The 22,235-nt window shown below is 59.5% G+C and carries 21 protein-coding genes; 16 read left to right on the top strand and 5 right to left on the bottom strand.

Annotated features, from left to right (window positions below):
- Window positions 1-42: 42 nt before the first annotated feature.
- The gene (locus ABVN20_RS25835; protein ID WP_368558609.1) at window positions 43-291 is read right to left on the bottom strand and encodes a hypothetical protein; all 249 of its coding nucleotides are present in this window, start codon (window positions 289-291) and stop codon (window positions 43-45) included.
- A gap of 431 nt (window positions 292-722) precedes the next feature.
- Between ABVN20_RS25835 and ABVN20_RS25830 the strand changes: the two genes are divergently transcribed.
- The 3 genes from ABVN20_RS25830 to ABVN20_RS25820 all read left to right on the top strand — a co-directional run bounded on the left by ABVN20_RS25830 (window position 723) and on the right by ABVN20_RS25820 (window position 3,155).
- Window positions 723-1,526, top strand: coding sequence for an AbiJ-NTD4 domain-containing protein (locus ABVN20_RS25830; protein WP_368558608.1), 804 nt, complete (start codon window positions 723-725; stop codon window positions 1,524-1,526).
- A gap of 18 nt (window positions 1,527-1,544) precedes the next feature.
- The gene (locus ABVN20_RS25825) at window positions 1,545-2,081 is read left to right on the top strand and encodes a hypothetical protein (RefSeq protein ID WP_368558607.1); all 537 of its coding nucleotides are present in this window, start codon (window positions 1,545-1,547) and stop codon (window positions 2,079-2,081) included.
- A gap of 150 nt (window positions 2,082-2,231) precedes the next feature.
- A complete protein-coding gene (locus ABVN20_RS25820) occupies window positions 2,232-3,155 on the top strand; it encodes an abortive infection family protein (protein ID WP_368558606.1) in 924 nt (307 codons plus the stop codon).
- Window positions 3,156-3,215: 60 nt separating this feature from the next.
- Here the strand turns inward: ABVN20_RS25820 and ABVN20_RS25815 are convergent, their stop codons facing one another.
- On the bottom strand, window positions 3,216-4,049 hold the full coding sequence (locus ABVN20_RS25815) for a hypothetical protein (RefSeq protein WP_368558605.1): 834 nt from the start codon (window positions 4,047-4,049) through the stop codon (window positions 3,216-3,218).
- 248 nt (window positions 4,050-4,297) lie between these two features.
- Between ABVN20_RS25815 and ABVN20_RS25810 the strand changes: the two genes are divergently transcribed.
- The 4 genes from ABVN20_RS25810 (at window position 4,298) to ABVN20_RS25795 (ending at window position 9,796) form a co-directional block, all read left to right on the top strand.
- Window positions 4,298-5,458 carry a DUF3800 domain-containing protein gene (locus ABVN20_RS25810; protein ID WP_368558604.1) on the top strand — a complete coding sequence of 387 codons (1,161 nt, stop codon included), beginning with the start codon at window positions 4,298-4,300 and terminating at the stop codon, window positions 5,456-5,458.
- 580 nt (window positions 5,459-6,038) lie between these two features.
- On the top strand, window positions 6,039-6,785 hold the full coding sequence (gene dnaQ, locus ABVN20_RS25805; RefSeq protein WP_368558603.1) for a DNA polymerase III subunit epsilon: 747 nt from the start codon (window positions 6,039-6,041) through the stop codon (window positions 6,783-6,785).
- A gap of 126 nt (window positions 6,786-6,911) precedes the next feature.
- Window positions 6,912-9,167: an Orn/Lys/Arg decarboxylase N-terminal domain-containing protein gene (locus tag ABVN20_RS25800; protein WP_368558602.1), complete on the top strand. Its 2,256-nt coding sequence runs from the start codon at window positions 6,912-6,914 to the stop codon at window positions 9,165-9,167.
- A gap of 14 nt (window positions 9,168-9,181) precedes the next feature.
- On the top strand, window positions 9,182-9,796 hold the full coding sequence (locus ABVN20_RS25795; protein WP_368558601.1) for a GNAT family N-acetyltransferase: 615 nt from the start codon (window positions 9,182-9,184) through the stop codon (window positions 9,794-9,796).
- Here the strand turns inward: ABVN20_RS25795 and ABVN20_RS25790 are convergent.
- Entirely contained in the window at window positions 9,762-10,655 is an 894-nt protein-coding gene (locus ABVN20_RS25790) for a LysR substrate-binding domain-containing protein (protein ID WP_368558600.1), read from the bottom strand. The two genes, ABVN20_RS25795 and ABVN20_RS25790, sit on opposite strands and share 35 nt — an antisense overlap.
- A gap of 98 nt (window positions 10,656-10,753) precedes the next feature.
- On the bottom strand, window positions 10,754-11,005 hold the full coding sequence (locus tag ABVN20_RS25785; RefSeq protein WP_368558599.1) for a hypothetical protein: 252 nt from the start codon (window positions 11,003-11,005) through the stop codon (window positions 10,754-10,756).
- A gap of 176 nt (window positions 11,006-11,181) precedes the next feature.
- Between ABVN20_RS25785 and ABVN20_RS25780 the strand changes: the two genes are divergently transcribed.
- On the top strand, window positions 11,182-11,739 hold the full coding sequence (locus ABVN20_RS25780; RefSeq protein WP_368558598.1) for an NADPH-dependent FMN reductase: 558 nt from the start codon (window positions 11,182-11,184) through the stop codon (window positions 11,737-11,739).
- 69 nt (window positions 11,740-11,808) lie between these two features.
- Window positions 11,809-13,092 carry an arsenic transporter gene (locus tag ABVN20_RS25775; protein WP_368558597.1) on the top strand — a complete coding sequence of 428 codons (1,284 nt, stop codon included), beginning with the start codon at window positions 11,809-11,811 and terminating at the stop codon, window positions 13,090-13,092.
- A 111-nt stretch (window positions 13,093-13,203) separates the two neighbouring features.
- Here the strand turns inward: ABVN20_RS25775 and ABVN20_RS25770 are convergent, their stop codons facing one another.
- Complete coding sequence (locus tag ABVN20_RS25770; RefSeq protein ID WP_368558596.1) at window positions 13,204-14,154, bottom strand: DUF1853 family protein; 951 nt, start codon at window positions 14,152-14,154, stop codon at window positions 13,204-13,206.
- 138 nt (window positions 14,155-14,292) lie between these two features.
- Here ABVN20_RS25770 and ABVN20_RS25765 point away from each other — a divergent pair, with 138 nt between their 5' ends.
- The 7 genes from ABVN20_RS25765 (at window position 14,293) to ABVN20_RS25735 (ending at window position 22,229) form a co-directional block, all read left to right on the top strand.
- Complete coding sequence (locus ABVN20_RS25765) at window positions 14,293-15,183, top strand: NAD(+) kinase (protein ID WP_034146463.1); 891 nt, start codon at window positions 14,293-14,295, stop codon at window positions 15,181-15,183.
- Window positions 15,180-16,160 (top strand): metallophosphoesterase, encoded by a 981-nt coding sequence (locus ABVN20_RS25760; RefSeq protein WP_368558719.1) that lies wholly within the window; start codon window positions 15,180-15,182, stop codon window positions 16,158-16,160. The genes ABVN20_RS25765 and ABVN20_RS25760 overlap by 4 nt, the downstream gene beginning before the upstream one ends.
- Complete coding sequence (locus ABVN20_RS25755; protein ID WP_368558595.1) at window positions 16,157-17,026, top strand: rhomboid family intramembrane serine protease; 870 nt, start codon at window positions 16,157-16,159, stop codon at window positions 17,024-17,026. Before ABVN20_RS25760 ends, ABVN20_RS25755 begins: the two co-directional genes overlap by 4 nt.
- 34 nt (window positions 17,027-17,060) lie before the next feature.
- Complete coding sequence (locus ABVN20_RS25750) at window positions 17,061-17,321, top strand: YeaC family protein (RefSeq protein WP_368558594.1); 261 nt, start codon at window positions 17,061-17,063, stop codon at window positions 17,319-17,321.
- Complete coding sequence (locus ABVN20_RS25745) at window positions 17,318-18,148, top strand: DUF2797 domain-containing protein (RefSeq protein WP_368558593.1); 831 nt, start codon at window positions 17,318-17,320, stop codon at window positions 18,146-18,148. The genes ABVN20_RS25750 and ABVN20_RS25745 overlap by 4 nt, the downstream gene beginning before the upstream one ends.
- 10 nt (window positions 18,149-18,158) lie before the next feature.
- Window positions 18,159-20,816: an aminopeptidase N gene (gene pepN, locus ABVN20_RS25740; protein WP_368558592.1), complete on the top strand. Its 2,658-nt coding sequence runs from the start codon at window positions 18,159-18,161 to the stop codon at window positions 20,814-20,816.
- A gap of 360 nt (window positions 20,817-21,176) precedes the next feature.
- Complete coding sequence (locus tag ABVN20_RS25735) at window positions 21,177-22,229, top strand: WD40/YVTN/BNR-like repeat-containing protein (RefSeq protein ID WP_368558591.1); 1,053 nt, start codon at window positions 21,177-21,179, stop codon at window positions 22,227-22,229.
- Window positions 22,230-22,235: the final 6 nt, after the last annotated feature.

Genomic DNA, 22,235 nt, shown 5'->3' with positions numbered 1-22,235 from the left:
CCGAAGCATTGCATCGCGGGCAGATTTCTCTCTCAGCTTCCCCTACTTTCTGGTGAGGGTCACAATTTGCTTCTCGATTGAAGCTCGCTGATCAGCCAGATCCTTATTTTTCGCTTCCCCAGCTTGCAGGGATTCCGCTTGCCCCTCCATTTGATGCTGAAGCTTTTGTTGTTCAAGCTGCAGGCGAGCGAGATCCTCGGAGACCACCTCTTTCTGGAAGACTGGCCGCACTGTGTAGAAATAGCCAACTACGGCTACAGCTAGCATCAAGACCTGAGAGGCGTTGGCCATCAGCCCTGAATAAGTGATGGCTTTTGCTAACCATGTGGCTTTAGGGGATGACTGAGGCGCCGGCGTAGAGTCGCGGTTTGAGGTTTTTTTTCAAAAAACGTGAGTACTTAGGGCAGGTTGCCACTGGTCTTCCTAGCAAGTGAGTGTGATCAGCGGCGGATGGTACGAAGTTTTATGGCCTTAGGCTGAGTGTTAAGGTGTCTAATCATACGGTGGCGAAAGTGACGAAACCCTTCACTGTAGCTCGGGCAAGACCTGAGGCCGCTCCTCAAAGGTCGTGGCTTGAATCGACCGCGGCGGGTGAACGCGCAGTCTTCAGGCCAAGTCAAGCGTCGATTCCCGTTACCTATCCCAAGCCCGGAATGTCAGGCATTATCGAGCCAGATCGCTCTGGCGATTTGCCGGTGGACTAGGTGAGGCGGAGGGTAAGGATGAAGGACTCATTTTCAAGGCGTCACGGTTTCTCGCAGGTCGATGAAGCCGAAATCACTGTCCGGGAAGACGCACCGCAAGCGCTGCAGGAGTATCTGATTCAATTGAGCTACGAATGTGGTCTCAAGCCATCAAACCTGCGCCAAATAATCTGCCAGGCATTGAAGGTCTTGCCCGACAAGCAGAACTGGAGTGAGAGGCCCAATATCCACGAGGAAAACGTTCGGCGGCTTGAGCAGTGCAAGTGGTTCAAGGTGTATGACGTCATTGAGCGGCTCGATGATTACCTCGGCAACCGTAACTATGACTCTGGCGTGTACGAGCACTTCACTACTGAGCTGAACGAGTTCTTCATTGAGCACGGCATAGGGTGGAAGCTGCTGGAAGGTCGCATCGAAATCCGTGGTTCTGAATCCTTTGAGCAGGTTTTGACCTCGGCGAAAGAAACTGAGCATCAAAATGGGCACGTCACGGCCAGCAAGGAATTGCACCAGGCGATTGCCGATCTCTCACGCCGACCGTCTCCAGACCCGACGGGGGCGATACAGCATGCCATGGCTTCGCTGGAGTGTGTCGCTCGGCAGGTCACTGGTGACCAACAAGCGACCCTCGGGAAGATCATGAATGATTCCCGAACGCTGATTCCAGCTCCATTGGATCAGGCTGTCATCAAAACCTGGGCGTACGCCTCGGAGTTCGGACGGCACATCCAGGAAGGGCGTGAGCCGTCTTTCGAAGACGCAGAGCTCGTAGTTGGCCTGTGCGCCTCGGTCAGCAGCTATTTGATCAAGAAATCGAAGTGACTTAAAAGGACTCACAAGATGATCTGGGAGAGCTGGTACTGGAAACAGCCACTGTTAGAGATGGCAGATCGTCTTGAGCACCTCAAAACGGTCAGTGCTCTGTCTGATGAAGAACTTGCAGAGGTAGAGCGCGACATCTTCATCGGCTTCTACTCCGTCAGGAAGCTACTAGAGGCTCCTGCCAAGATCACCGACAAGATCCGCCACCTTTCTATCCCCCTTCATAAGCACCCAAACCTGAAGCGCGTGACATGGCGTAACAACCACCGGCTAGATGAGCTCTACGACCTCTCCAAGGCAGGCCAAGAGGGGCGGGACGTTATGTTTATATGCGGGCGGATCATTCATAGCTTCGTCTTCGCGCCCTGTATATCCGAGGGTGGCGGACTGGACGGTGCATTCTTCAGCTCAGATCTCGACAAGGATAAATGCCTGTACTTCATCAGCATCGATGAGGTGATTTCGGTATTTCTCCAGGTCGGGAATGATGACCCTTGCGACACTAGGTGGTCTCGTGATCCTGAGACAGGGAAAGAGGCGCTGATCGTGAAATGACCGCCTTAGATAGGTGCCAGGTGGACGGGGAATTCAGTCGATCGCGTACAGGCGGTCGGTAGATGGTACTGCACCCGTTGACCGATCGCTGACTGACTTAATTGCCTGGGAGGTTCGGCTGCCGGGCGAGAAATACGATCCTCAGTTAACTTGCAGCAGGAAGATGATGTGATAGGGAATATTTTCAACGTTTTTTCCCGCAGGAAGGTAAACCAGGCAGCAGTCAGAAAACCGCTGACCCCAGGATTCAGGCAACGGACGCTTATGCTGCTGCGCGACGCTGGCGACGGGAGCCTACTTCCGGCTCTTGAACATCTTCATGGAAAGCTGACCTACTTGGTGGGGCGTGTCTCTTTGAGTCAGCGTCAGGGCATGTCTCCTCAGGACGATACCCTGCAGTTCCTAACCACGTGTAGTGATGCCCACTTTCTGGACGCAGTTGAGTACATCCTGCAGACAGACGCACATATGTGCCTAGGTGGACGGCAAGAGGACGTCGTGACTCGATTGAACGAGTTCTTGAGCATTGATGACCTGCCTTACTTTGTCACCAAACAGGTCTGGGAGCCTTGGCACAGCGACGATTTTCGCAGTAGCCAGAGAATAAGGCTTCTTGAAGAATCGAAGGTGATCCCCAAGGACAGTCAGGTGATCCATGAAACGGCAATTGAGCCGGCACTTCAGTTGCTCCAGCAACCGGCATTTCGCTATGCCAACACCGAGTTTATGGCCGCGCTTGAAGACTACAGGCATCGGAAATTCGGTGACTGTGTCACCAAGTGCAATGCCAGTTATGAGAGCGTCATGAAGGTGATTTGCGGCCAGAAGCGTTTCGGCTACAGCGAGGGCGATAGCACTGCAAAGCTTTTGAGAACCATCATGGCCCAGACGCAGATGGAAGGCTTTTGGGAGACTCCGTTGATGGTTGTGAGCACGCTTCGCAATAAGCTGAGCTCAGCCCATGGCGCAGGAGAAAACGCGAAGGTAGTGCCTGAGCATATCGCTAAGTATGCGATGAATCTGACGGCCTCGGCTATCGTGTTCCTTCACGATCAGGCCTACTCAGGCAAGTAGGCTCTGGATTACCTGCAAGGGTGCAGGGGCCAGCACCTGTGCGCGGATTGAGGCCCCGGTCTAGTCAGACTCAGGGGCTGGTGGGCAGTGATCACATCGCACTGCCTTGTTGATGTAGGTAGGAATGTCGTGATGGAGGTCCCGAATCCTTGTCGGATGGTAATGCGCTTTGATGCACTCTGCTGGAATGTCTGAGCGCACTACGTAGCACGGTGAGGACGACATCCCCAAAGGGCTTTTTGTCCGAAGCTGCCCCCATTCCGACAATATCATTTTCGCTACTTCCAACTTCTGCGCTGGTGGAATGAGCTCGATGGGAATGTCGACCTCCAGTACAGTCGGAATGCCAATTGTCCGCAACCGGAGCCTGTAGTCTTCCTCATAATGTCCTCTGCTCAGCTTCGCTGCCAGTGCCAAGAGGTATTCGCTGCCGTTGATGATGTAGTGACCGAAGTCCTTTACCATCTGGCGGTCATCCCCGGACAGCCACGTCTTGCCCCGTTCACTTGATTCACGGTGCTGCATCTCCTCAATGGCCTGGTCGAGGCTGGCCGGCGGGAGATCTGCAAAAAGCTGTCGAAATTTCTTGATGATCGAGTCGGCGTTTTGTCCCCGAAGCCCCTGGTCGTAGTAGCTCGAAAGCGATTCTGGGCGGCAGCCATGAAAGGCTTTGAAATGTGTGTAGTACGAGGACATCCGATCACAGAATTCAGGTACCACGTCATGGTGATCTGGAAGCCAGTCCATGACATCCGACCAGCAGTTGGGCCTGCGCCGCTCCAGTACCGCTACTAGTTTCGGTGTCAGCAGCGGTTTTGCGTATGAACGGATGTGTTGTAACCATGAACGTCGGTTGCGCCAATCCAAAACTCTATGCGTCATCACAACCTTCAACTCCCTGATCCTTCAACCTCGACGATCACGTCTTGACTGCTCTTTGGCATCGCGCTGAAACAGAGGACATCGCTATCAAACCGTGGATAGTCATGCCCAGTGCCGGCTCTCGCGCAGCTGCTAGTATTGTGGCATAAAGCTATCAGCGTGGTAGGTGTTGGGCTTGATGGGGTATCTCTCCAGGCACCAGTTTGAGGCCAGGGTCATGCCATGGCAGCGCTGTGCGCTTGGGATGACGGAGTAACTGCGTGGGAAGGACATTCGCATTTGTCGATGAGTCGGGTAATCACGACTTGGATACCTCCAAATCGGGAAGCTCAGGTTTTTTTGTGGTGTGCTCGATCATTATTGCCGAGAAGGATCTGCCTCGGGCTTACGAGCTTGCTGGCGGTGTGAGAGCCAGGCACTTCCAATCTGGGGAGATAAAGTCCAGCAGGCTTAAATCTAAGGACGCGGATCGCCGCAAAAGGATTTTGGTGGATCTTGCCGAGCTGCCGCTCAAGCTATATTTCACCGTCGTCGATAAAAGCCGGGTCTATCAAGATGGTGGCCTGCAATTCAAAAAAACCTTCATCAAACACGTGAATAATCTCTTGTATTCGCGCCTGTTCGAACATTGCCCGGATCTTCATCTGACTGTCGATGAGCATGGTGGCCCGGAGTTCCAGGCCAGCCTGAGGAAGTATGTCGTTGAGCGATACTCGGGCGATCTTTTTCGTGACTCGGCATTCACCACTGCAAGCAGTAAGGACGATGTTTTGATCCAGGTTGCAGATTTCTTCGCCGGCACAGTCGCCCATATCTACGAAGGTAAGGCCAGCGGCGAGGTCGTTGAGGTGTACAAGAACATCTTGCGTAACCGCACGATCGGTCTCCTGGAATGGCCGCCGCGCTATCAGTCGCTGATTCCTCCTCCCATGGATGAATCAGCGTATGCAGATCATCGTGTTCATCAGCAGGCGCTAAAGCAGGCGGATAAATTCCTTACCAAGGTGGGCAAGCATCACGACGAGGACGAGCGCCTTCAGCTCTGCATCCTGGACTACCTGCGATTCAGAAGCGAGTTCGTCGGCGACGAATACGTCTCTACTGGGGATATCGCCAAGCATCTTGCTGACAGAGGCTTCCAAGGGCTCTCCGAGCAGAAGATCAGATCCAGTGGCATCGCGAAATTACGTGATGCTGAAGTGATCATCGCCAGCGCCCCTAAGGGCTACAAAATTCCCCGGTCGAGGGCTGACATCAACGATTTTTTGGAGCTGGCATCGAGTCAGATTCTTCCGCTTCTTGATCGGATCAAAAAGGCCCGCGATGTCTATCGACTTAGCAGTGTTGGGGACTACGATATCTTGGGATCAGACCAGTTTTCTGAAATCAGAAAGCTGCTGCTGTCGCTTGAGGCGATTTAGTGCTGATTGGGCTAGAGAAGGGGCGGGTTTCGTTCGCCTCTATCGGTCACCAACAATTGCTGCAGCGCCCGCTGTCGCCTAGCGAATACTTCTTGTGCAGAATTCTCTACCCCATGCCAAATTTGATTGTCATGCAATCGAATGACCAGGCCCATCACGGTGACGTACTAGGCCCGGCATAGTTAAAGCGCGTTGAGTCTGTTCATAATGGTTTTCTTTATCAGCATTTGTATGCTGTGGGCTGCCCACTCCTGGTGCGATTTTCCGGTGTACGTGAAGTGCTGGTCGAGCGGGACGAGGATGTGGAGCTCAACACTGAAGCCGGCTAGGTGTATGTCCAGGTAAAAAAACGCGCTCAAAACCCATTACGCGGTTGACGTTTCTGGGGCGTCGGAGCGCTTCGAGCTCCTCAAGCAAAAGCATGAGGCAGGGCGGTGGCTTGGTGTAGCCCAATTCGTCATCATCGCAAACCAGATAGCAGTGCGCGCCATTCCGTCGACACGGTCTACCTGAATCGGTTCGCCGAGCGTGTTAACATCTCCGCCTTTGACAAGAATCACCGATTGAGAGCTGAACACTGATGGCCACCAGATCCGTTGTACTCGACACCGAAACCACCGGCATGCCGGTGACCGACGGCCACCGGATTATCGAGATCGGTTGTGTCGAGTTGATCGGTCGGCGCCTGACGGGCCGGCACTTCCACGTGTACCTGCAACCGGATCGCGAAAGCGACGAGGGCGCCATCGGTGTTCACGGCATCACCAACGAATTTCTGACGGGCAAACCGCGCTTCCCGGAAGTGGCCGATGAATTCTTCGAGTTCATCCAGGGCGCACAGCTGATCATCCACAACGCGGCGTTCGACGTTGGCTTCATCAACAACGAATTTGCCTTGATGGGCCAGCACGAGCGCGCCGATATTTCGCAGCATTGCTCGATCCTCGATACCTTGCTGATGGCCCGGGAGCGTCACCCCGGCCAGCGGAACAGCCTCGATGCCCTGTGCAAACGTTATGGCGTCGACAACTCCGGCCGTGAACTGCACGGCGCCTTGCTCGACTCGGAGATCCTCGCCGACGTCTACCTGACCATGACCGGCGGGCAGACCAGCCTGTCGTTGGCGGGCAACGCGTCTGATGGCGAAGGCGGTGGTAACTCCGCCAGCGAAATTCGTCGTCTGCCGGCTGATCGTCAGCGCACGCGAATCATCCGCGCCAGCGAAGACGACCTGGCCCAACACATGGCGCGCCTGGAAGTGATCGCCAAATCCGCCGGTGCTCCATCGCTGTGGCAACAGCTCGCCGAGGCCAAGGCGCAGGCGTAAAAAGTGGCGAAATGATGCTGCGCTGATTGACCTGGATCAGGGTTTCGAGACTCGCCACATCCGCTTCAACGCTCTAACCTGAGGTCATTGGCAAGCCACGCTTGTCGCCTCAGGACTCTGTGCCTCATGTACAAAGATTTGAAATTTCCGGTGTTGATCGTCCACCGTGACATCAAGGCCGACACCGTTGCCGGTGATCGCGTGCGAGGCATCGCCCGGGAGCTGGAGCAGGAAGGTTTCAGTATCGTCTCGGCGGTGGATTACACCGAAGGCCGGCTGGTCGCCTCGACCCATCATGGCCTTTCCTGCATGTTGATCGCCGCCGAAGACCCCAGCGCCAACTCCCATCTGCTGCACAACATGGACGAATTGATCGCTCTGGCGCGGGTGCGCGCGCCGGACTTGCCGATCTTCGCCCTCGGCGAGCAAGTGACGCTGGAAAACGCCCCGGCCGACGCCATGGACGAACTCAACCAGTTGCGCGGCATCCTCTATCTGTTCGAAGACACCGTGCCATTTCTGGCACGGCAGGTCGCCCGTGCCGCACGCAAATACCTGGATGGCCTGCTGCCGCCGTTTTTCAAGGCGTTGGTGCAACACACTGCCGACTCCAACTATTCCTGGCATACGCCGGGGCATGGCGGTGGCGTGGCGTATCACAAGAGCCCGGTAGGGCGGGCATTTCACCAGTTTTTCGGGGAAAACACCCTGCGCTCGGACTTGTCGGTGTCGGTGCCCGAACTGGGCTCGCTACTCGATCACACCGGTCCCCTGGCTGAAGCCGAAGCGCGCGCGGCACGCAATTTCGGCGCCGACTACACCTTTTTCGTAATCAACGGCACCTCGACCGCCAACAAGATCGTCTGGCATTCCATGGTCGCCCGCGACGATCTGGTGCTGGTGGACCGCAACTGTCACAAGTCGGTGCTGCATTCGATCATCATGACCGGGGCGATTCCGTTGTACCTGTGCCCGGAACGCAACGAACTGGGGATCATCGGGCCCATCCCGCTGAGCGAGTTCAGCCGCGAGTCGATCCAGGCCAAGATCGACGCCAGCCCCTTGACCCGTGGGCGCGAGCCGAAGGTCAAGCTGGCGGTGGTGACCAACTCGACCTACGACGGGCTGTGCTACAACGCCGAACTGATCAAGCAGCAACTGGGCAACAGCGTGGAAGTGCTGCATTTCGATGAGGCCTGGTACGCCTATGCGGCGTTTCACGAATTCTTTGCCGGTCGCTACGGCATGGGCACGTCGCGCAGCGAGGACAGCCCACTGGTGTTCACCACGCACTCCACGCATAAATTGCTCGCGGCGTTCAGTCAGGCTTCGATGATTCACGTGCAGAACGGTGGGGCGCGGCAACTGGATCAGGATCGTTTCAACGAAGCGTTCATGATGCACATCTCCACCTCGCCGCAATACAGCATTATCGCGTCCCTGGACGTGGCATCGGCGATGATGGAAGGGCCGGCCGGTCGCTCCCTGTTACAAGAAATGTTCGACGAAGCCTTGAGCTTCCGCCGCGCGCTGGCCAATCTTCGCCAACACATCGCCAAGGATGACTGGTGGTTTTCCATCTGGCAGCCGCCGTCGGCCGATGGCATGGATCACGTGCTCACCCAGGACTGGCTGCTGGAACCGGAGGCCGACTGGCATGGCTTCGGTGGCGTGACCGACGACTATGTGCTGCTCGACCCGATCAAAGTCACCCTGGTGATGCCGGGCCTGACGGCGGGCGGTGCACTGAGCGACCGGGGGATTCCGGCGGCGGTGGTCAGCAAGTTCCTCTGGGAGCGCGGGCTGGTGGTGGAAAAGACCGGCTTGTATTCGTTCCTGGTGCTGTTCTCCATGGGCATCACCAAAGGCAAATGGAGCACGCTGCTCACGGAGCTGCTGGAGTTCAAGCGCAGCTACGACGCCAACGTCAGTCTCGCCAGTTGCCTGCCCTGTGTGGCGCAAGAGGACACGGCGCGCTATCGGGGCATGGGCCTGCGCGACCTGTGCGATCAACTGCATGCCTGTTACCGCAGCAATGCCACGGCCAAGCATTTGAAGCGCATGTACACGGTGTTGCCGGAAGTCGCCATGAAACCGGCCGATGCCTATGACCACCTGGTGCGGGGTGAAGTGGAGGCGGTGTCGATCGACGAGCTGCAAGGGCGCATCGCCGCGGTGATGCTGGTGCCGTACCCGCCGGGCATTCCGCTGATCATGCCGGGCGAGCGCTTCACCGAGTCGACCCGCTCGATCAATGACTACCTGGCCTTTGCCCGCACCTTCGACAGCAGCTTTCCCGGGTTCGTCGCCGATGTGCACGGGTTGCAACACGAAGACCAAGGCAATGGGCGGCAATACACCGTCGATTGCATCAAGGAGTGAGGATTTTTCCCAATATGCAACTGGTCATGAACGCGAAATGCCCAGGCCTGTCGGTCCGCGTTGCCGATGACGGGTTTGCCGCTTACATCTGGAGCAGCGACTTCAGTTTTGAAGTGGCAGCCTATGGTGAGGCGGCAATCGGCCAGCCGGTGGAGCAGTGGCCGGTCACGCCGATTACCCCATACCGCAAGTGCTATGGCATTGACCCCGAAGAGTTCAGCGCTTTTCGCGGCGCCGCCGACAGCGCGATTTTCATGGCGTATCTCGATGACGTGCCGGTCGGTCACCTGGTGATCAGCACCAACTGGAATGGGTTCGCCCATATCGACGAGCTGGCGGTGCATGCGCCGGCGCGCCGGCATGGTGTCGCCAAGGCGTTGCTTGACGTGGCGCAGTTCTGGAGCCGCAAGAAAAAGCTGCCGGGCATCATGCTCGAAACCCAGAACAACAATCTGGGGGCGTGCCGGCTGTATGAGCGCTGCGGCTACGTGATCGGCGGTTTCGATCACCTGCGTTATCGCGGCATCGACCCGAACACCGCCGAGGTGGCGCTGTTCTGGTATCGGTTCTTCGACAACCCGCTGGAAAACCCGATCAGCTCGCCAACATCGCCGCGGCTTGTTCCGTGACGATGTCCAGCAAGGCCCTGGCTGCCGGCGACGCTTCAGCGTTTTTCAGCGACAGGGCGTAGACGCTGATCGGCACCGCGGGCGCCAGCGGGCACATGCCCAGGCCCGCGGACCTGGCACCCAGGGCGGTGAACGGGTCGACAATCGCCAGGCCTTCTCCGGCCTCGACCATGCTGCGCATCATCTGGTGGGTCTGCACCCGGGTGTGGATGACCGGGGCAGGGCGCAGCGCATGCAGTTTGTTGTCGAGTGCCGGGTTCAACGGGTCATGGCCTTCGAGGCCGACCATCGCCTGGCCTGCAAGGTCCTGCAGGGAAATGTACTTCTGCTTCGGTTGCAGCCAGCCATGGGGCGCCAGCAACTGCAATTTACCCTGGGCGATGACCTGGCAGTCGATGTCGGCATGATCGGGATCGTGCAGGCTCAACCCCAGGTCGCTCTCACGCAGCAGCAGGTTGCGCACGATGTTGCGGGTCGGCTGGCTCAACAGGCTGCACGGCACATCCGGCAGGCGTCGGCGCAGCGCCGCGATACTTTGCGGTAACAGCTGTTGGGCCAGGGGCGGCGTGCAAATGATGCGCAGGGGTGGGGCGTGATACTGCTTGAGGCTGCTGGCCAGGCGCTGCACCGGTTCGAGCGCTTCGTAGACGTGGGCGATCTCGACCTGCAGCTCGCGAGCTTCGCGCGTGGCCTGCAAACGCCCGCGCACACTGGAAAACAGCATGAAACCCAACTGACTCTCGATGTCGCGCAGCGTGCTCTCGATCTCGGCCACCGGCAGTTGCAACCATTCGGCGGCGGTGCCCAGGTGACCGGTCTGTAAAAGCGCCTGAATTACTTCGATATGGCGTAAACGCATGCGTGAAGTCCATGTTCAGCGGGTGAAGAGTCAGTGGCTGAATCCTAACTCAAGTCCGCACATGACTTCTGCTCATAACGCATGCCGGTAAGGCGCCGTCATGAAGCGACAGTGGTTTGTGCCTCGCCTGTGACGAAACTATCGGGTTCGCGAACGAGGGTGATGTCGGATTGCACCAGCAAAAACTGGTTGTCGTCGAGCTTCTTCACCCGGTCACCGATGGCCAGCTTGTAGATGGTGGCCGGCATGAGACCGTCTGCCGACGGGTTGGATTCCTGATACTCATGCACCGAATAGACGCGCCCTTCGGCATCGCGTGCATGAAACTGACCGACAAGTACTTCTGCCATCTGTGTAGAACCTCTGGGGATAAATCACTCAATTTGCGACTCAGTAGACCTTCTCTGAGTGAGGTAAGTTTTCCTACAGGAAAAAAATAGTGAATGACGGTGTTTTTAGTCGCTTTCTGTAGGAAACGTCATCTATAACTACCAGCTCTTTTCAATCGGACAGTCGAGAATCTTCCATGAGCAACGTTTACAAGATTGCTGTTGTCGTCGGCAGCTTGAGAAAGCAGTCAATCAACCGCAAGGTCGCCTTGGCCCTGGCTGAGTTGGCGCCGGCGAATCTCGAGCTGAACATCGTCGAAATCGGCGATTTGCCGCTGTACAACGAAGACATCAATGTCACTCCGCCGGCAGCCTACAGCACTTTCCGCCAGCAAGTGGCTTCATCCGACGCGCTGCTGTTCGTCACTCCGGAATACAACCGTTCGGTTCCGGCACCCTTGAAGAATGCGATCGACGTCGGTTCGCGTCCTTATGGCCAGAGCGCCTGGGGCGGCAAACCGGGTGCGATCATCAGCGTTTCGCCGGGGGCGATTGGCGGTTTTGGCGCCAACCATCACCTGCGCCAGTCCCTGGTGTTTCTGGATGTGCCGTGCATGCAGCAACCGGAAGCCTACCTCGGTGGTGCCGGTTCGGCGTTCGATGAGGCCGGCAAGCTGTCGGAGTCGGTGAAGCCTTTCCTGCAGAACTTCATCAACGCCTATGCCAAATGGGTCGAGCAGCACAAGAAGGTCTGATCCCCGCGTTGCCACAAAGGCGCAGCCTGATCCAGAATCTGCGCCTTTGTTCTTCTCAGGCAGTTTTTCATGCTCAGTGCCTCACTGATCTTCCTGCTGACCATCACCCTGGTGATCTGGCAACCCAAAGGCCTGGGCGTCGGCTGGAGCGCAGTGCTCGGCGCAACGCTGGCATTGATTTTCGGCGTAGTGCACCTGGCTGACATCCCGCTGGTGTGGCAGATCATCTGGAATGCCACCGGCACGTTCATTGGCCTGATCATCATCAGCCTGCTGCTGGACGAAGCCGGCTTTTTCGCCTGGGCGGCGTTGCACGTCGCGCGCTGGGGTCGTGGCAATGGCCGCGCGCTGTTTGCCTGCATGGTGCTGCTGGGGGCGCTGGTCTCGGCGCTGTTCGCCAACGATGGCGCGGCGTTGATCCTCACGCCCATCGTGATTTCCATGCTGCTGGCGTTGCGTTTTTCCACGGCTGCGACCCTGGCGTTCGTCATGGGCGCGGGCTTCATCGCCGATACCGCGAGCCTGCCGCTGGTGGTGTCGAACCTGGTCAACATCGTCTCGGCCGATTACTTCGGCATCGGCTTCAATCGTTATGCGGCCGTCATGGTCCCGGTCAACCTGGTCAGCGTCGCGGCGACGCTGGGGGTGCTGCTGTGGTTTTTTCGGCGGGACATTCCCAGGGCCTACGACCCCGAGCAACTGGCGCATCCAGCCAGCGCCATTCATGACAAGGCGACGTTTCTGGCCGGCTGGGCGGTGCTGGTGATCCTGTTGCTCGGCTGTTTTGCCCTGGAACCGCTGGGCATTCCCATCAGTGCAATCTCGTCGGTTTGCGCGGCGTTGCTGCTGGCCATCGCCGCGCGTGGCCACAAGATTTCCACGCGCAAAGTGATGAAGGAAGCGCCCTGGCATATCGTGATTTTCTCCCTGGGCATGTATCTGGTGGTGTACGGCCTGCGCAACGCCGGGCTGACCGGGTATCTGGCGGGGTGGCTGGACGTCTTTGCCGGATACGGCGTGTGGGGCGCGGCGCTGGGCACCGGGGTGCTGACGGCGTTGCTGTCGTCGATGATGAACAACCTGCCGACGGTGTTGATCGGCCTGCTGTCCATCGACGCCAGCCAGGCGACGGGCGTGGTGAAGGAGGCGATGATCTACGCCAATGTCATCGGCAGTGACCTGGGGCCGAAAATCACCCCGATTGGCAGCCTCGCGACCCTGCTTTGGCTGCATGTGCTGCAGCGCAAGAACATTCGCATCGGCTGGGGGTATTACTTCAAGGTCGGGATCGTGTTGACGTTGCCGGTGTTGTTGGTGACGTTGGCGGCGTTGGCTTTGCGTTTGACCCTTTGAATCGGGTTGGCCCTATCGCGAGCAGGCTCGCTCCCACAGTACATCCGTGAAACATAGATCCTTGTGGGAGCGAGCCTGCTCGCGATGGCGTTGTTCCAAACAACGGAGAGCTCAGCCAGCCCCCGGCACATTCGGCCAAAGATCCGCCACCAGAAACAACCGCTCCGCTTCCTCCCAGTCACCGTCTCCATTCTCCACCAACCGCACCAGCAACTGCGCCGGTGCCTGGGGTTCGAGGTTTTCGAGCCAGGCCTGTAACTGCGCGGCATTCCAGGTCTGTTCCGCCGGGTAGTGCGCTGGCGCCAGCCAGGCGTGGCGGGGCAGGGGTTGCCAGCGGCCGAACGGGCGTCCGGCGAAAAACGCGGGCCAGTCCTTTTGATGCAGCCAGCGACCTCGCAGGTGTTGCGGGTGTGCGCCGTGGGGCGGCTCGGCCTGCCCTGGCCACGGGTACAGCAGGTAACCACCCAGCCACAGGTGTGAGCTGAACTCGCGGATGTCCAGCGCCGCCAGGACCTCGCGGCTTTCCGCGCGGTTGGCAATCGGCAACTGGTGCAGGCTCAGGTGCGCCAGTTTGCGGTCCAGCCGATCATGACACCCCGGCCCCAGCCAGCGCGCGGTGTCCTGGCCGCCGCCATCCTGCGGGCCGAGGTACAGCTTGATGGCCAGTTCCAGATGATGCACGCCGTCGCGGTCGCGCAGCAGCATGTCCAGTTCGCCCAGGGTGTGGCCCTCGCGGCGGATCGGCAGGTTGGCGGCCAGCAACTCGATACCGGGCGCGTGGTGCACCGCGTATTGCCACAGGCGTTCGTAATACAGGCCCAGGCGTCGGGTCCGGGCCTGGGCCAGCCAGTGCAGCAGGTCGTAACTGTCGTGATCGAGCTGGCGCAGCCACTGCTCCAGGCGCTCCGGTGCCTGCACCCAGTCACTGCCGGCCAGCGGATGGCGCTGTGGCCAGGGCGTGTTCTGCAGCATCGGTGGCGTGAGGATGACCCAGGCCAGGTCACGCACCTCGGCGTGGCGCAACTGTTGGGGCAATGCCAGCAGGTCGGGAAATAGGATCATCTTGCGAGCATAGCCCTAAACATGAGTACACCCTTGTCGCTGAAAGGATTTTGTCTATCCGGCGCTTTCGCCCATAATCGTGTTTTTAGTCGTCGCAGGCCCCCGCGTCCCTGCACCCCGTGTCGCTATAGGAGCCCCATGGAGCAATTTCGTAATATCGGCATCATCGGTCGCCTGGGCAGTTCCCAGGTACTGGATACCGTTCGCCGACTGAAACGGTTTCTGCTCGATCGTCACCTGCATGTGATCCTCGAAGACACCATCGCCGAAGTGCTGCCCGGCCATGGCCTGCAAACCTCCTCGCGCAAGATGCTCGGCGAAGTCTGTGACATGGTGATTGTGGTCGGTGGCGATGGCAGCCTGCTCGGCGCCGCGCGGGCACTGGCCAAGCACAACATCCCGGTGCTGGGTATCAACCGTGGCAGCCTGGGTTTCCTCACCGATATCCGCCCCGACGAGCTCGAAGTCAAGGTCGCCGAAGTGCTCGACGGCCATTACCTGGTGGAAAACCGCTTCCTGCTCCAGGCCGAAGTGCGCCGCCATGCCGAAGCCATCGGCCAGGGCGATGCCCTTAACGATGTGGTGCTGCACCCCGGCAAATCCACGCGCATGATCGAATTCGAGTTGTACATCGACGGCCAGTTCGTCTGCAGCCAGAAGGCCGACGGCCTGATCGTCGCGACACCCACCGGTTCCACCGCCTACGCGCTGTCCGCGGGCGGCCCGATCATGCATCCCAAGCTCGACGCTATTGTGATTGTGCCCATGTACCCCCATACCTTGTCGGGCAGGCCGATCGTGGTCGATGGCAACAGTGAGCTGAAAATCGTCGTGTCCAAGGATATGCAGATCTACCCGCAGGTTTCCTGCGACGGGCAGAACCATTTCACCTGCGCGCCGGGTGACACCATCACCGTGAGCAAAAAAGCACAGAAGCTGCGGCTGATTCACCCGCTCGACCATAACTACTATGAAGTTTGCCGGACCAAACTCGGCTGGGGCAGCAAGTTGGGTGGTGGAGGCGACTGATGCTCGATCCCGCGCGAAGTTATGACCTGATCGGCGACGTCCATGGTTGCGCATTGACCCTTGAACATTTGCTTGATCAGCTCGGTTACCACAAGCAGGGTGGCGTCTGGCGACACACTTCGCGCATGGCGGTGTTCGTCGGCGACATCATTGACCGGGGCCCGCGCATCCGCGAGGCGCTGCACATCGTCCACGACATGGTCGAGGCCGGCCAGGCCCTGTGCATCATGGGCAACCACGAGTTCAACGCCCTGGGCTGGAGCACGCCGGCGCCGCCGGGCAGTGGCAAGCAGTTCGTGCGCGAGCATACGCCACGCCACGCGCGCCTGCTGGGCGAGACTTTGGCGCAGTTCGAAGGTCACCCGGCGGACTGGCATGACTTCCAGCAATGGTTCTACCAGTTGCCGCTGTTTGTCGATGCCGGGCGATTCCGCGTGGTCCACGCCTGCTGGGACGCCGGCCTGATCGAGCCGCTGCGCGCGCTGTTTCCTGATGGCCGTGTCGACGAGCATTTTCTCCAGGCGTCTGGCATGCCTGGCAGTTTTGCCTGCACTGTATTCGATCGTCTGCTGCGCGGCACCGACATGCGCCTGCCCGGTGGCCAGACCATGACCAGTGGCGATGGCCTGACCCGGTCGTTCTTCCGCACCAAATTCTGGGAAGAAGAGGACGCCCCGCAGACCTATGGCGACATCGTCTTCCAGCCCGACGCCTTGCCGGACCTGGTGGCCCGCACGCCGCTGACCTCCAGCGAAAAGAACAACCTGTTGCGTTACGGCGCCGAAGAGCCCTTGCTGTTCGTTGGCCACTACTGGCGCAGCGGCAAACCGGCGCCGATCCGGCCGAACCTGGCCTGCCTGGACTACAGCGCGGTGCTTTACGGCAAGCTGGTGGCCTATCGCCTGGACCAGGAAACCCGCCTGGACCCGAACAAATTCGTCTGGGTCGATGTCGAGCGTCCCGAGGCCCTGCGATGAGCGCCGTGGCCGTATTGCGCCTGCCGCTGGCGGTGGACCTGAGCGGGTTCGTCAAGCTGCTCGAACGCATGCAGGTGCCGCACCGGGTCAGCGAAGAGCAGGGCGAGCAGGTGTTGTGGGTGCCCGCCAGCGTCAGCGACGACGTGCGTGTGCTGTACGAGCGCTATCCGGCCGGTGATCCCGAACAGAAACTCGATATTCCGTTGGCGAAAACCCACCATCGCCCCGGTTTCGCCGAACAGTTGCGCCATGCCAGGGCCACCGGGCTGGTGCTGTTACTGACGCTGATCGTCGGTGTGGTGACGCTGCTGGGGGAAAACCTCGACACGATGCGCTGGCTGACCTTCCTCGATTTTCGCGTGGTCGGCGAGTACATCCATTTCACCCCGCTGGCCGACAGCCTGGAAGCAGGGCAGTGGTGGCGCCTGGTGACGCCGATGCTGATCCACTTCGGTTTCCTGCACCTGGCCATGAACGGCATGTGGTACTGGGAGCTGGGGCGGCGTATCGAGTCGCGCCAGGGCAGCATCAACCTGATCGGCCTGACCCTGCTGTTTGCCCTGGTGTCCAACTACGCCCAGTTCGTTTTCAGCGGCCCGACCCTGTTTGGCGGGCTGTCTGGCGTGCTTTACGGCCTGCTCGGCCATTGCTGGATCTTCCAGTTGCTGTCACCCAACCGCGCCTATCGCCTGCCAAAAGGCGTGCTGGTGATGATGCTGGTGTGGCTATTGCTTTGCCTGTCGGGGCTGGTCTCGTTGATCGGCTTCGGTGAAATTGCCAACGCCGCCCATGTCGGCGGGCTGCTCGTCGGATGCCTGACCGGTTTGTTGGGTGGTTTGTACAACCGCCGTAAACTGGCTGCCTGAATTTTTCATGTTAATCACGGAGTGCGCACAATCCATGTCCTCTTTTAATGAAATGATCAACAACATCACCCCCGAGATCTACCACAGCCTGAAAACCGCCGTGGAAATCGGCAAATGGTCCGACGGTGGCAAGCTCACCGCCGAACAGCGCGAATTGTCGTTGCAGGCGATGATCGCCTGGGAAATCCAGAACCTGCCCGAAGACCAGCACACCGGTTACATGGGCACCCAGGAATGTGGCTCCAAGTCGATCGAAGTGCCGAACATCCTGTTCAAGTCGGATGCCGTCCATTGATCGAGATTGGCCGCGGTGCAATCAGCAAGATGTCGGCACGCCTCGAGGGTGCCGACGTGCAATACGCGTTTCGTCTGGGTGAGCTGCAAGTGCCGGTCAATCCGTTGATCGGCAGCACGGTTCGCCTGGAATACCTGGGGGCGATCTTCTGCTCCCACTGCGGGCGCAAGACCAAGACCAGTTTCAGCCAGGGTTACTGCTATCCGTGCATGACCAAGCTGGCGCAGTGCGACGTGTGCATCATGAGCCCGGAGCGCTGTCACTACGACGCCGGCACCTGCCGTGAGCCTTCGTGGGGCGAGCAGTTCTGCATGACCGATCACATTGTGTATCTGTCGAACTCGTCCGGGGTGAAAGTCGGGATTACCCGTGCCACCCAACTGCCGACCCGCTGGATCGACCAGGGCGCCCGCCAGGCGCTGCCGATCATGCGTGTGGCAACCCGCCAGCAATCGGGCTTCGTCGAGGACCTGTTGCGCAGCCAGGTGGCGGACAAGACCAACTGGCGTGCTTTACTCAAGGGCGAGGCGGCGTCGGTGGACCTGGCAGCAATTCGCGACCAGCTGTTCGACAGCTGCGCCGAAGGATTGCAGGCCTTGCAGGAACGATTTGGCCTGCAGGCGATCCAGACCATTGCCGATGTGGAACCGCTGGAGATCCGTTTTCCGGTCGAGCAGTACCCGGCGAAGATCGTCAGCTTCAACCTGGACAAAAACCCGATTGCCGAAGGCACGCTGCTGGGGATCAAGGGCCAATACCTGATTTTCGACACCGGCGTGATCAATATTCGTAAGTACACGGCTTATCAGCTCGCCGTGCATAGTTAAGGACTCCAGCATGCGCACCGAACAACCGAAGATGATCTACCTGAAGGACTATCAGGCGCCCGAGTACCTGATCGACGAGACGCACCTGACCTTCGAGTTGTTCGAGGACCACAGCCTGGTCCACGCGCAACTGGTGATGCGCCGCAACCCCGAGCGTGGCCCGGGCCTGCCGCCGCTGGTGCTCGATGGCCAGCAACTGGAACTGCTGGCGGTGAGCCTGGCCGACAGCGAATTGAGCGCTGGCGACTATCAGCTGACCGAGAACCACCTGACCCTGCAGCCGACCAGCACCACCTTCACGGTCGACACCAGCGTGAGGATTCACCCGGAAACCAACACCGCGCTGGAAGGCCTGTACAAGTCCGGCACGATGTTCTGCACCCAGTGCGAGGCCGAGGGCTTTCGCAAGATCACCTATTACCTCGACCGCCCGGACGTGATGAGCAAGTTCACTACCACTGTGGTGGCCGAGCAGCACAGCTATCCGGTGCTGCTGTCCAACGGCAACCCGATTGCCAGCGGCCCGGGCGAAGACGGTCGTCACTGGGCGACCTGGGAAGACCCGTTCATGAAGCCGGCGTACCTGTTCGCGCTGGTGGCCGGTGACCTGTGGTGTGTCGAAGACACCTTCACCTCCATGACCGAGCGCACTGTGGCGCTGCGCATCTACGTCGAGCCGGAAAACATCGACAAGTGCCAGCACGCGATGAACAGCCTGAAGAAGTCCATGCGCTGGGATGAAGAGGTCTATGGCCGCGAGTATGACCTGGACATCTTCATGATCGTTGCGGTCAACGACTTCAACATGGGCGCGATGGAGAACAAGGGCCTCAACATCTTCAACTCCAGCGCCGTGCTGGCCCGCGCCGAAACCGCCACCGACGCCGCGCACCAGCGTGTCGAGGCGATCGTCGCCCACGAATACTTCCACAACTGGTCGGGCAACCGCGTGACCTGCCGCGACTGGTTCCAGCTGTCGCTCAAGGAAGGCTTCACGGTGTTCCGCGATTCGCATTTCTCCGCCGACATGAACTCGGCCACGGTCAAGCGCATCCAGGACGTGGCCTACCTGCGTACCCACCAGTTCGCCGAAGACGCAGGCCCCATGGCGCACGCGGTGCGTCCGGACAGCTTCATCGAGATTTCCAACTTCTACACCCTGACCGTGTACGAAAAGGGCTCGGAAGTGGTCGGCATGATCCACACCCTGCTCGGCAAAGAGGGCTTCCGCAAAGGCAGCGACCTGTATTTCGAGCGCCATGACGGCCAGGCCGTGACCTGTGACGACTTCGTCAAGGCCATGGAAGATGCCAACGGTGTCGACCTGACCCAGTTCAAGCGCTGGTACAGCCAGGCCGGTACGCCACGTCTGGCGGTGAGCGAACACTATGACGCGGCGGCGAAAACCTACAGCCTGACCTTCCGCCAAAGCTGCCCGGCAACCCCGGACAAGGTTGAAAAACTGCCGTTCGTGATTCCGGTGGAGCTGGGCCTGCTGGACTCCAAGGGCGCAGCCATCGCCTTGCGCCTGGCCGGCGAAGCCACTGCCCAGGGCACGTCGCGGGTGATCTCGGTGACCGAGGCCGAGCAGACCTTCACCTTCGTCGACATCGCCGAACAGCCGTTGCCTTCGCTGCTGCGCGGTTTCTCGGCGCCGGTGAAACTAAGCTTCCCGTACAACCGCGATCAGTTGATGTTCCTCATGCAGCACGACAGCGACGGTTTCAACCGTTGGGATGCCGGCCAGCAACTGGCGGTCCAGGTGCTGCAGGAACTGATCGCGCAACAGCAGAAGGGCGAGGCGCTGGTGCTTGATCAGCGTCTGGTGTCGGCCCTGCGTACCGTGCTGTCGGACGAATCCCTGGACCAGGCGATGGTCGCCGAAATGCTCGCCTTGCCGGGTGAGGCGTACCTGACCGAAATCAGCGAAGTGGCCGACGTCGAGGCGATCCACATCGCACGGGAATTCGCGCGCAAGCAACTGGCCGATGGCTTGTTCGAAGCCTTGTGGCTGCGTTATCAGGCCAACCGTGACCTGTCCAAGCAGACTCCGTACATCGCCGAGGCCGAGCATTTCGCCCGCCGTGCGTTGCAGAACATCGCGCTGTCCTACCTGATGCTCAGTGGCAAGCCAGAGGTGCTGGCGGCGACGCTCGAGCAGTTCGAGCACGCCGACAACATGACCGAGCGCCTGACCGCCCTGGCCGTGCTGGTCAACTCGCCGTACGAGGAAGACAAGGCCAAGGCACTGGCGGCATTCGCCGAGCACTTCAAGGACAACCCGCTGGTCATGGACCAATGGTTCAGCGTCCAGGCCGGCAGCCCGTTGCCGGGCGGGCTGGCGCGGGTCAAGGCGTTGATGCAGCACCCGGCGTTCAACATCAAGAACCCGAACAAGGTGCGCGCACTGATCGGTGCATTTGCCGGGCAGAACCTGATCAACTTCCACGCCGCCGATGGCTCGGGCTATCGCTTCCTGGCCGATCTGGTGATCGAGCTGAACGGCTTCAACCCGCAGATCGCCTCGCGCCAACTGGCGCCGCTGACCCGCTGGCGCAAATACGACGACGCCCGCCAGGCCTTGATGAAAGGCGAACTGGAGCGCATCCGCGCCTCGGGGCAGTTGTCCAGCGATGTGTTCGAGGTGGTGAGCAAGAGCTTGGCGTAAGCCCTTAACTCACCGCAGTTCCACCCTGTGGGAGCGAGCCTGCTCGCGATGAGGTCGGTCCATTCACCATTTTCGGTGACTGACACGCCTTATCGCGAGCAGGCTCGCTCCCACAGTGGTTCAAGGTGTGGCAAAAGCCCCAATCACCCCACCTGATACCCCATCATTCACCCTCCCTCCCAACCCCGCCGGGTTAACAAAAGATAACGTGGCGTCGATTGTCAGACCTTTCCAAAGCCCGATAGGATAAGCCCAGCTTCCAAAGGGGCTCTGGGTTGCGGGTTTCAGGACTATGCTCCGGTTTATCCAAACGCTTCGAGCACCCTTTTGCGACCTAACAATAATAAAGAGGGAAGGTCTATGAGTGAGCCTGTCATGGGTGTGGGTACCTGCCGCCCGCTGGCACTGCGTAAATTCGCGTTGCTGGCCACAGCGCTCTCGCTGTTGGGCAGTGCCGTTGGCTCGGCACCTGTGTTGGCTGCCGCTGCGCCGGCATCCGAAGTGGTCTATTCCGTTGAGTCGGCCAAGGCCAGTAAAAACCTGATGCTCGACGTGGTTCACGCCGGCAAGCGCCTGGTGGCGGTCGGTGATCGCGGCCATATCCTGTATTCCGATGACCAGGGTACTACCTGGACCCAGGCCAAGGTGCCGACCCGGCAACTGCTCACTTCCGTCTATTTCGTCGACGACAAGCACGGCTGGGCGGTCGGCCATGACGCGCAGATCCTCGCCAGCGAGGACGGCGGCGCCACCTGGAACAAACAATTCGAAGACCTGACCCGCGAATCGCCGCTGCTTGACGTCTGGTTCCAGGACGTCGACAACGGTTTTGCCGTGGGCGCCTACGGCAACCTGATGGCCACCACCGACGGTGGCAAGCACTGGGAAGACGCCAGCGACCGCCTCGACAACGAAGACCAGTACCACCTCAACGCCATTGCCGCCGTCAAGGATGCCGGGCTGTTCATCGTCGGCGAGCAGGGCAGCATGTTCCGTTCTGCCGATTGGGGCCAGACCTGGGAAAAGCTCGAAGGTCCGTACGAAGGTTCGCTGTTCGGCGTGATCGGCACCTCCCAGGCCAATACGTTGCTGGCCTACGGCCTGCGCGGCAATCTGTATCGTTCCACCGATTTTGGCAGCACCTGGGAGCAGGTCGAGCTCAAGGCGGCACGCGGCGCACTGGAGTTTGGCCTGTCGGGCGCTACGCTGCTCGATGACGGTTCCATCGTGATTGTCGGTAACGGTGGCAGCGTGGTGCGCAGCACTGACGACGGCGAAACCTTCAGCGTGTTCAACCGCCCGGATCGTATTTCCGTGTCGGCGGTGACCGCAGCAGGCAACGGTAATCTGATTCTGGCAGGACAGGGCGGCGTTCGCGCTACTTCGCCAACCGGCGCAGAGCTGGGCAAATAATAAGAA

It is taken from the genome of Pseudomonas sp. MYb118 (assembly GCF_040947875.1).
GTDB lineage: Bacteria > Pseudomonadota > Gammaproteobacteria > Pseudomonadales > Pseudomonadaceae > Aquipseudomonas.
This window is presented reverse-complemented; position numbering and strand designations above follow the sequence as displayed.

Coding starts and splice junctions, on each gene's coding strand:
- ABVN20_RS25835 (WP_368558609.1), bottom strand. CDS start 291: ATGGCCAACGCCTCTCAGGTCTTGATGCTAGCTGTAGCCGTAGTTGGC.
- ABVN20_RS25830 (WP_368558608.1), top strand. CDS start 723: ATGAAGGACTCATTTTCAAGGCGTCACGGTTTCTCGCAGGTCGATGAA.
- ABVN20_RS25825 (WP_368558607.1), top strand. CDS start 1,545: ATGATCTGGGAGAGCTGGTACTGGAAACAGCCACTGTTAGAGATGGCA.
- dnaQ (WP_368558603.1), top strand. CDS start 6,039: ATGGCCACCAGATCCGTTGTACTCGACACCGAAACCACCGGCATGCCG.
- ABVN20_RS25800 (WP_368558602.1), top strand. CDS start 6,912: ATGTACAAAGATTTGAAATTTCCGGTGTTGATCGTCCACCGTGACATC.
- ABVN20_RS25795 (WP_368558601.1), top strand. CDS start 9,182: ATGCAACTGGTCATGAACGCGAAATGCCCAGGCCTGTCGGTCCGCGTT.
- ABVN20_RS25790 (WP_368558600.1), bottom strand. CDS start 10,655: ATGCGTTTACGCCATATCGAAGTAATTCAGGCGCTTTTACAGACCGGT.
- ABVN20_RS25785 (WP_368558599.1), bottom strand. CDS start 11,005: ATGGCAGAAGTACTTGTCGGTCAGTTTCATGCACGCGATGCCGAAGGG.
- ABVN20_RS25780 (WP_368558598.1), top strand. CDS start 11,182: ATGAGCAACGTTTACAAGATTGCTGTTGTCGTCGGCAGCTTGAGAAAG.
- ABVN20_RS25775 (WP_368558597.1), top strand. CDS start 11,809: ATGCTCAGTGCCTCACTGATCTTCCTGCTGACCATCACCCTGGTGATC.
- ABVN20_RS25770 (WP_368558596.1), bottom strand. CDS start 14,154: ATGATCCTATTTCCCGACCTGCTGGCATTGCCCCAACAGTTGCGCCAC.
- ABVN20_RS25765 (WP_034146463.1), top strand. CDS start 14,293: ATGGAGCAATTTCGTAATATCGGCATCATCGGTCGCCTGGGCAGTTCC.
- ABVN20_RS25755 (WP_368558595.1), top strand. CDS start 16,157: ATGAGCGCCGTGGCCGTATTGCGCCTGCCGCTGGCGGTGGACCTGAGC.
- ABVN20_RS25750 (WP_368558594.1), top strand. CDS start 17,061: ATGTCCTCTTTTAATGAAATGATCAACAACATCACCCCCGAGATCTAC.
- pepN (WP_368558592.1), top strand. CDS start 18,159: ATGCGCACCGAACAACCGAAGATGATCTACCTGAAGGACTATCAGGCG.
- ABVN20_RS25735 (WP_368558591.1), top strand. CDS start 21,177: ATGAGTGAGCCTGTCATGGGTGTGGGTACCTGCCGCCCGCTGGCACTG.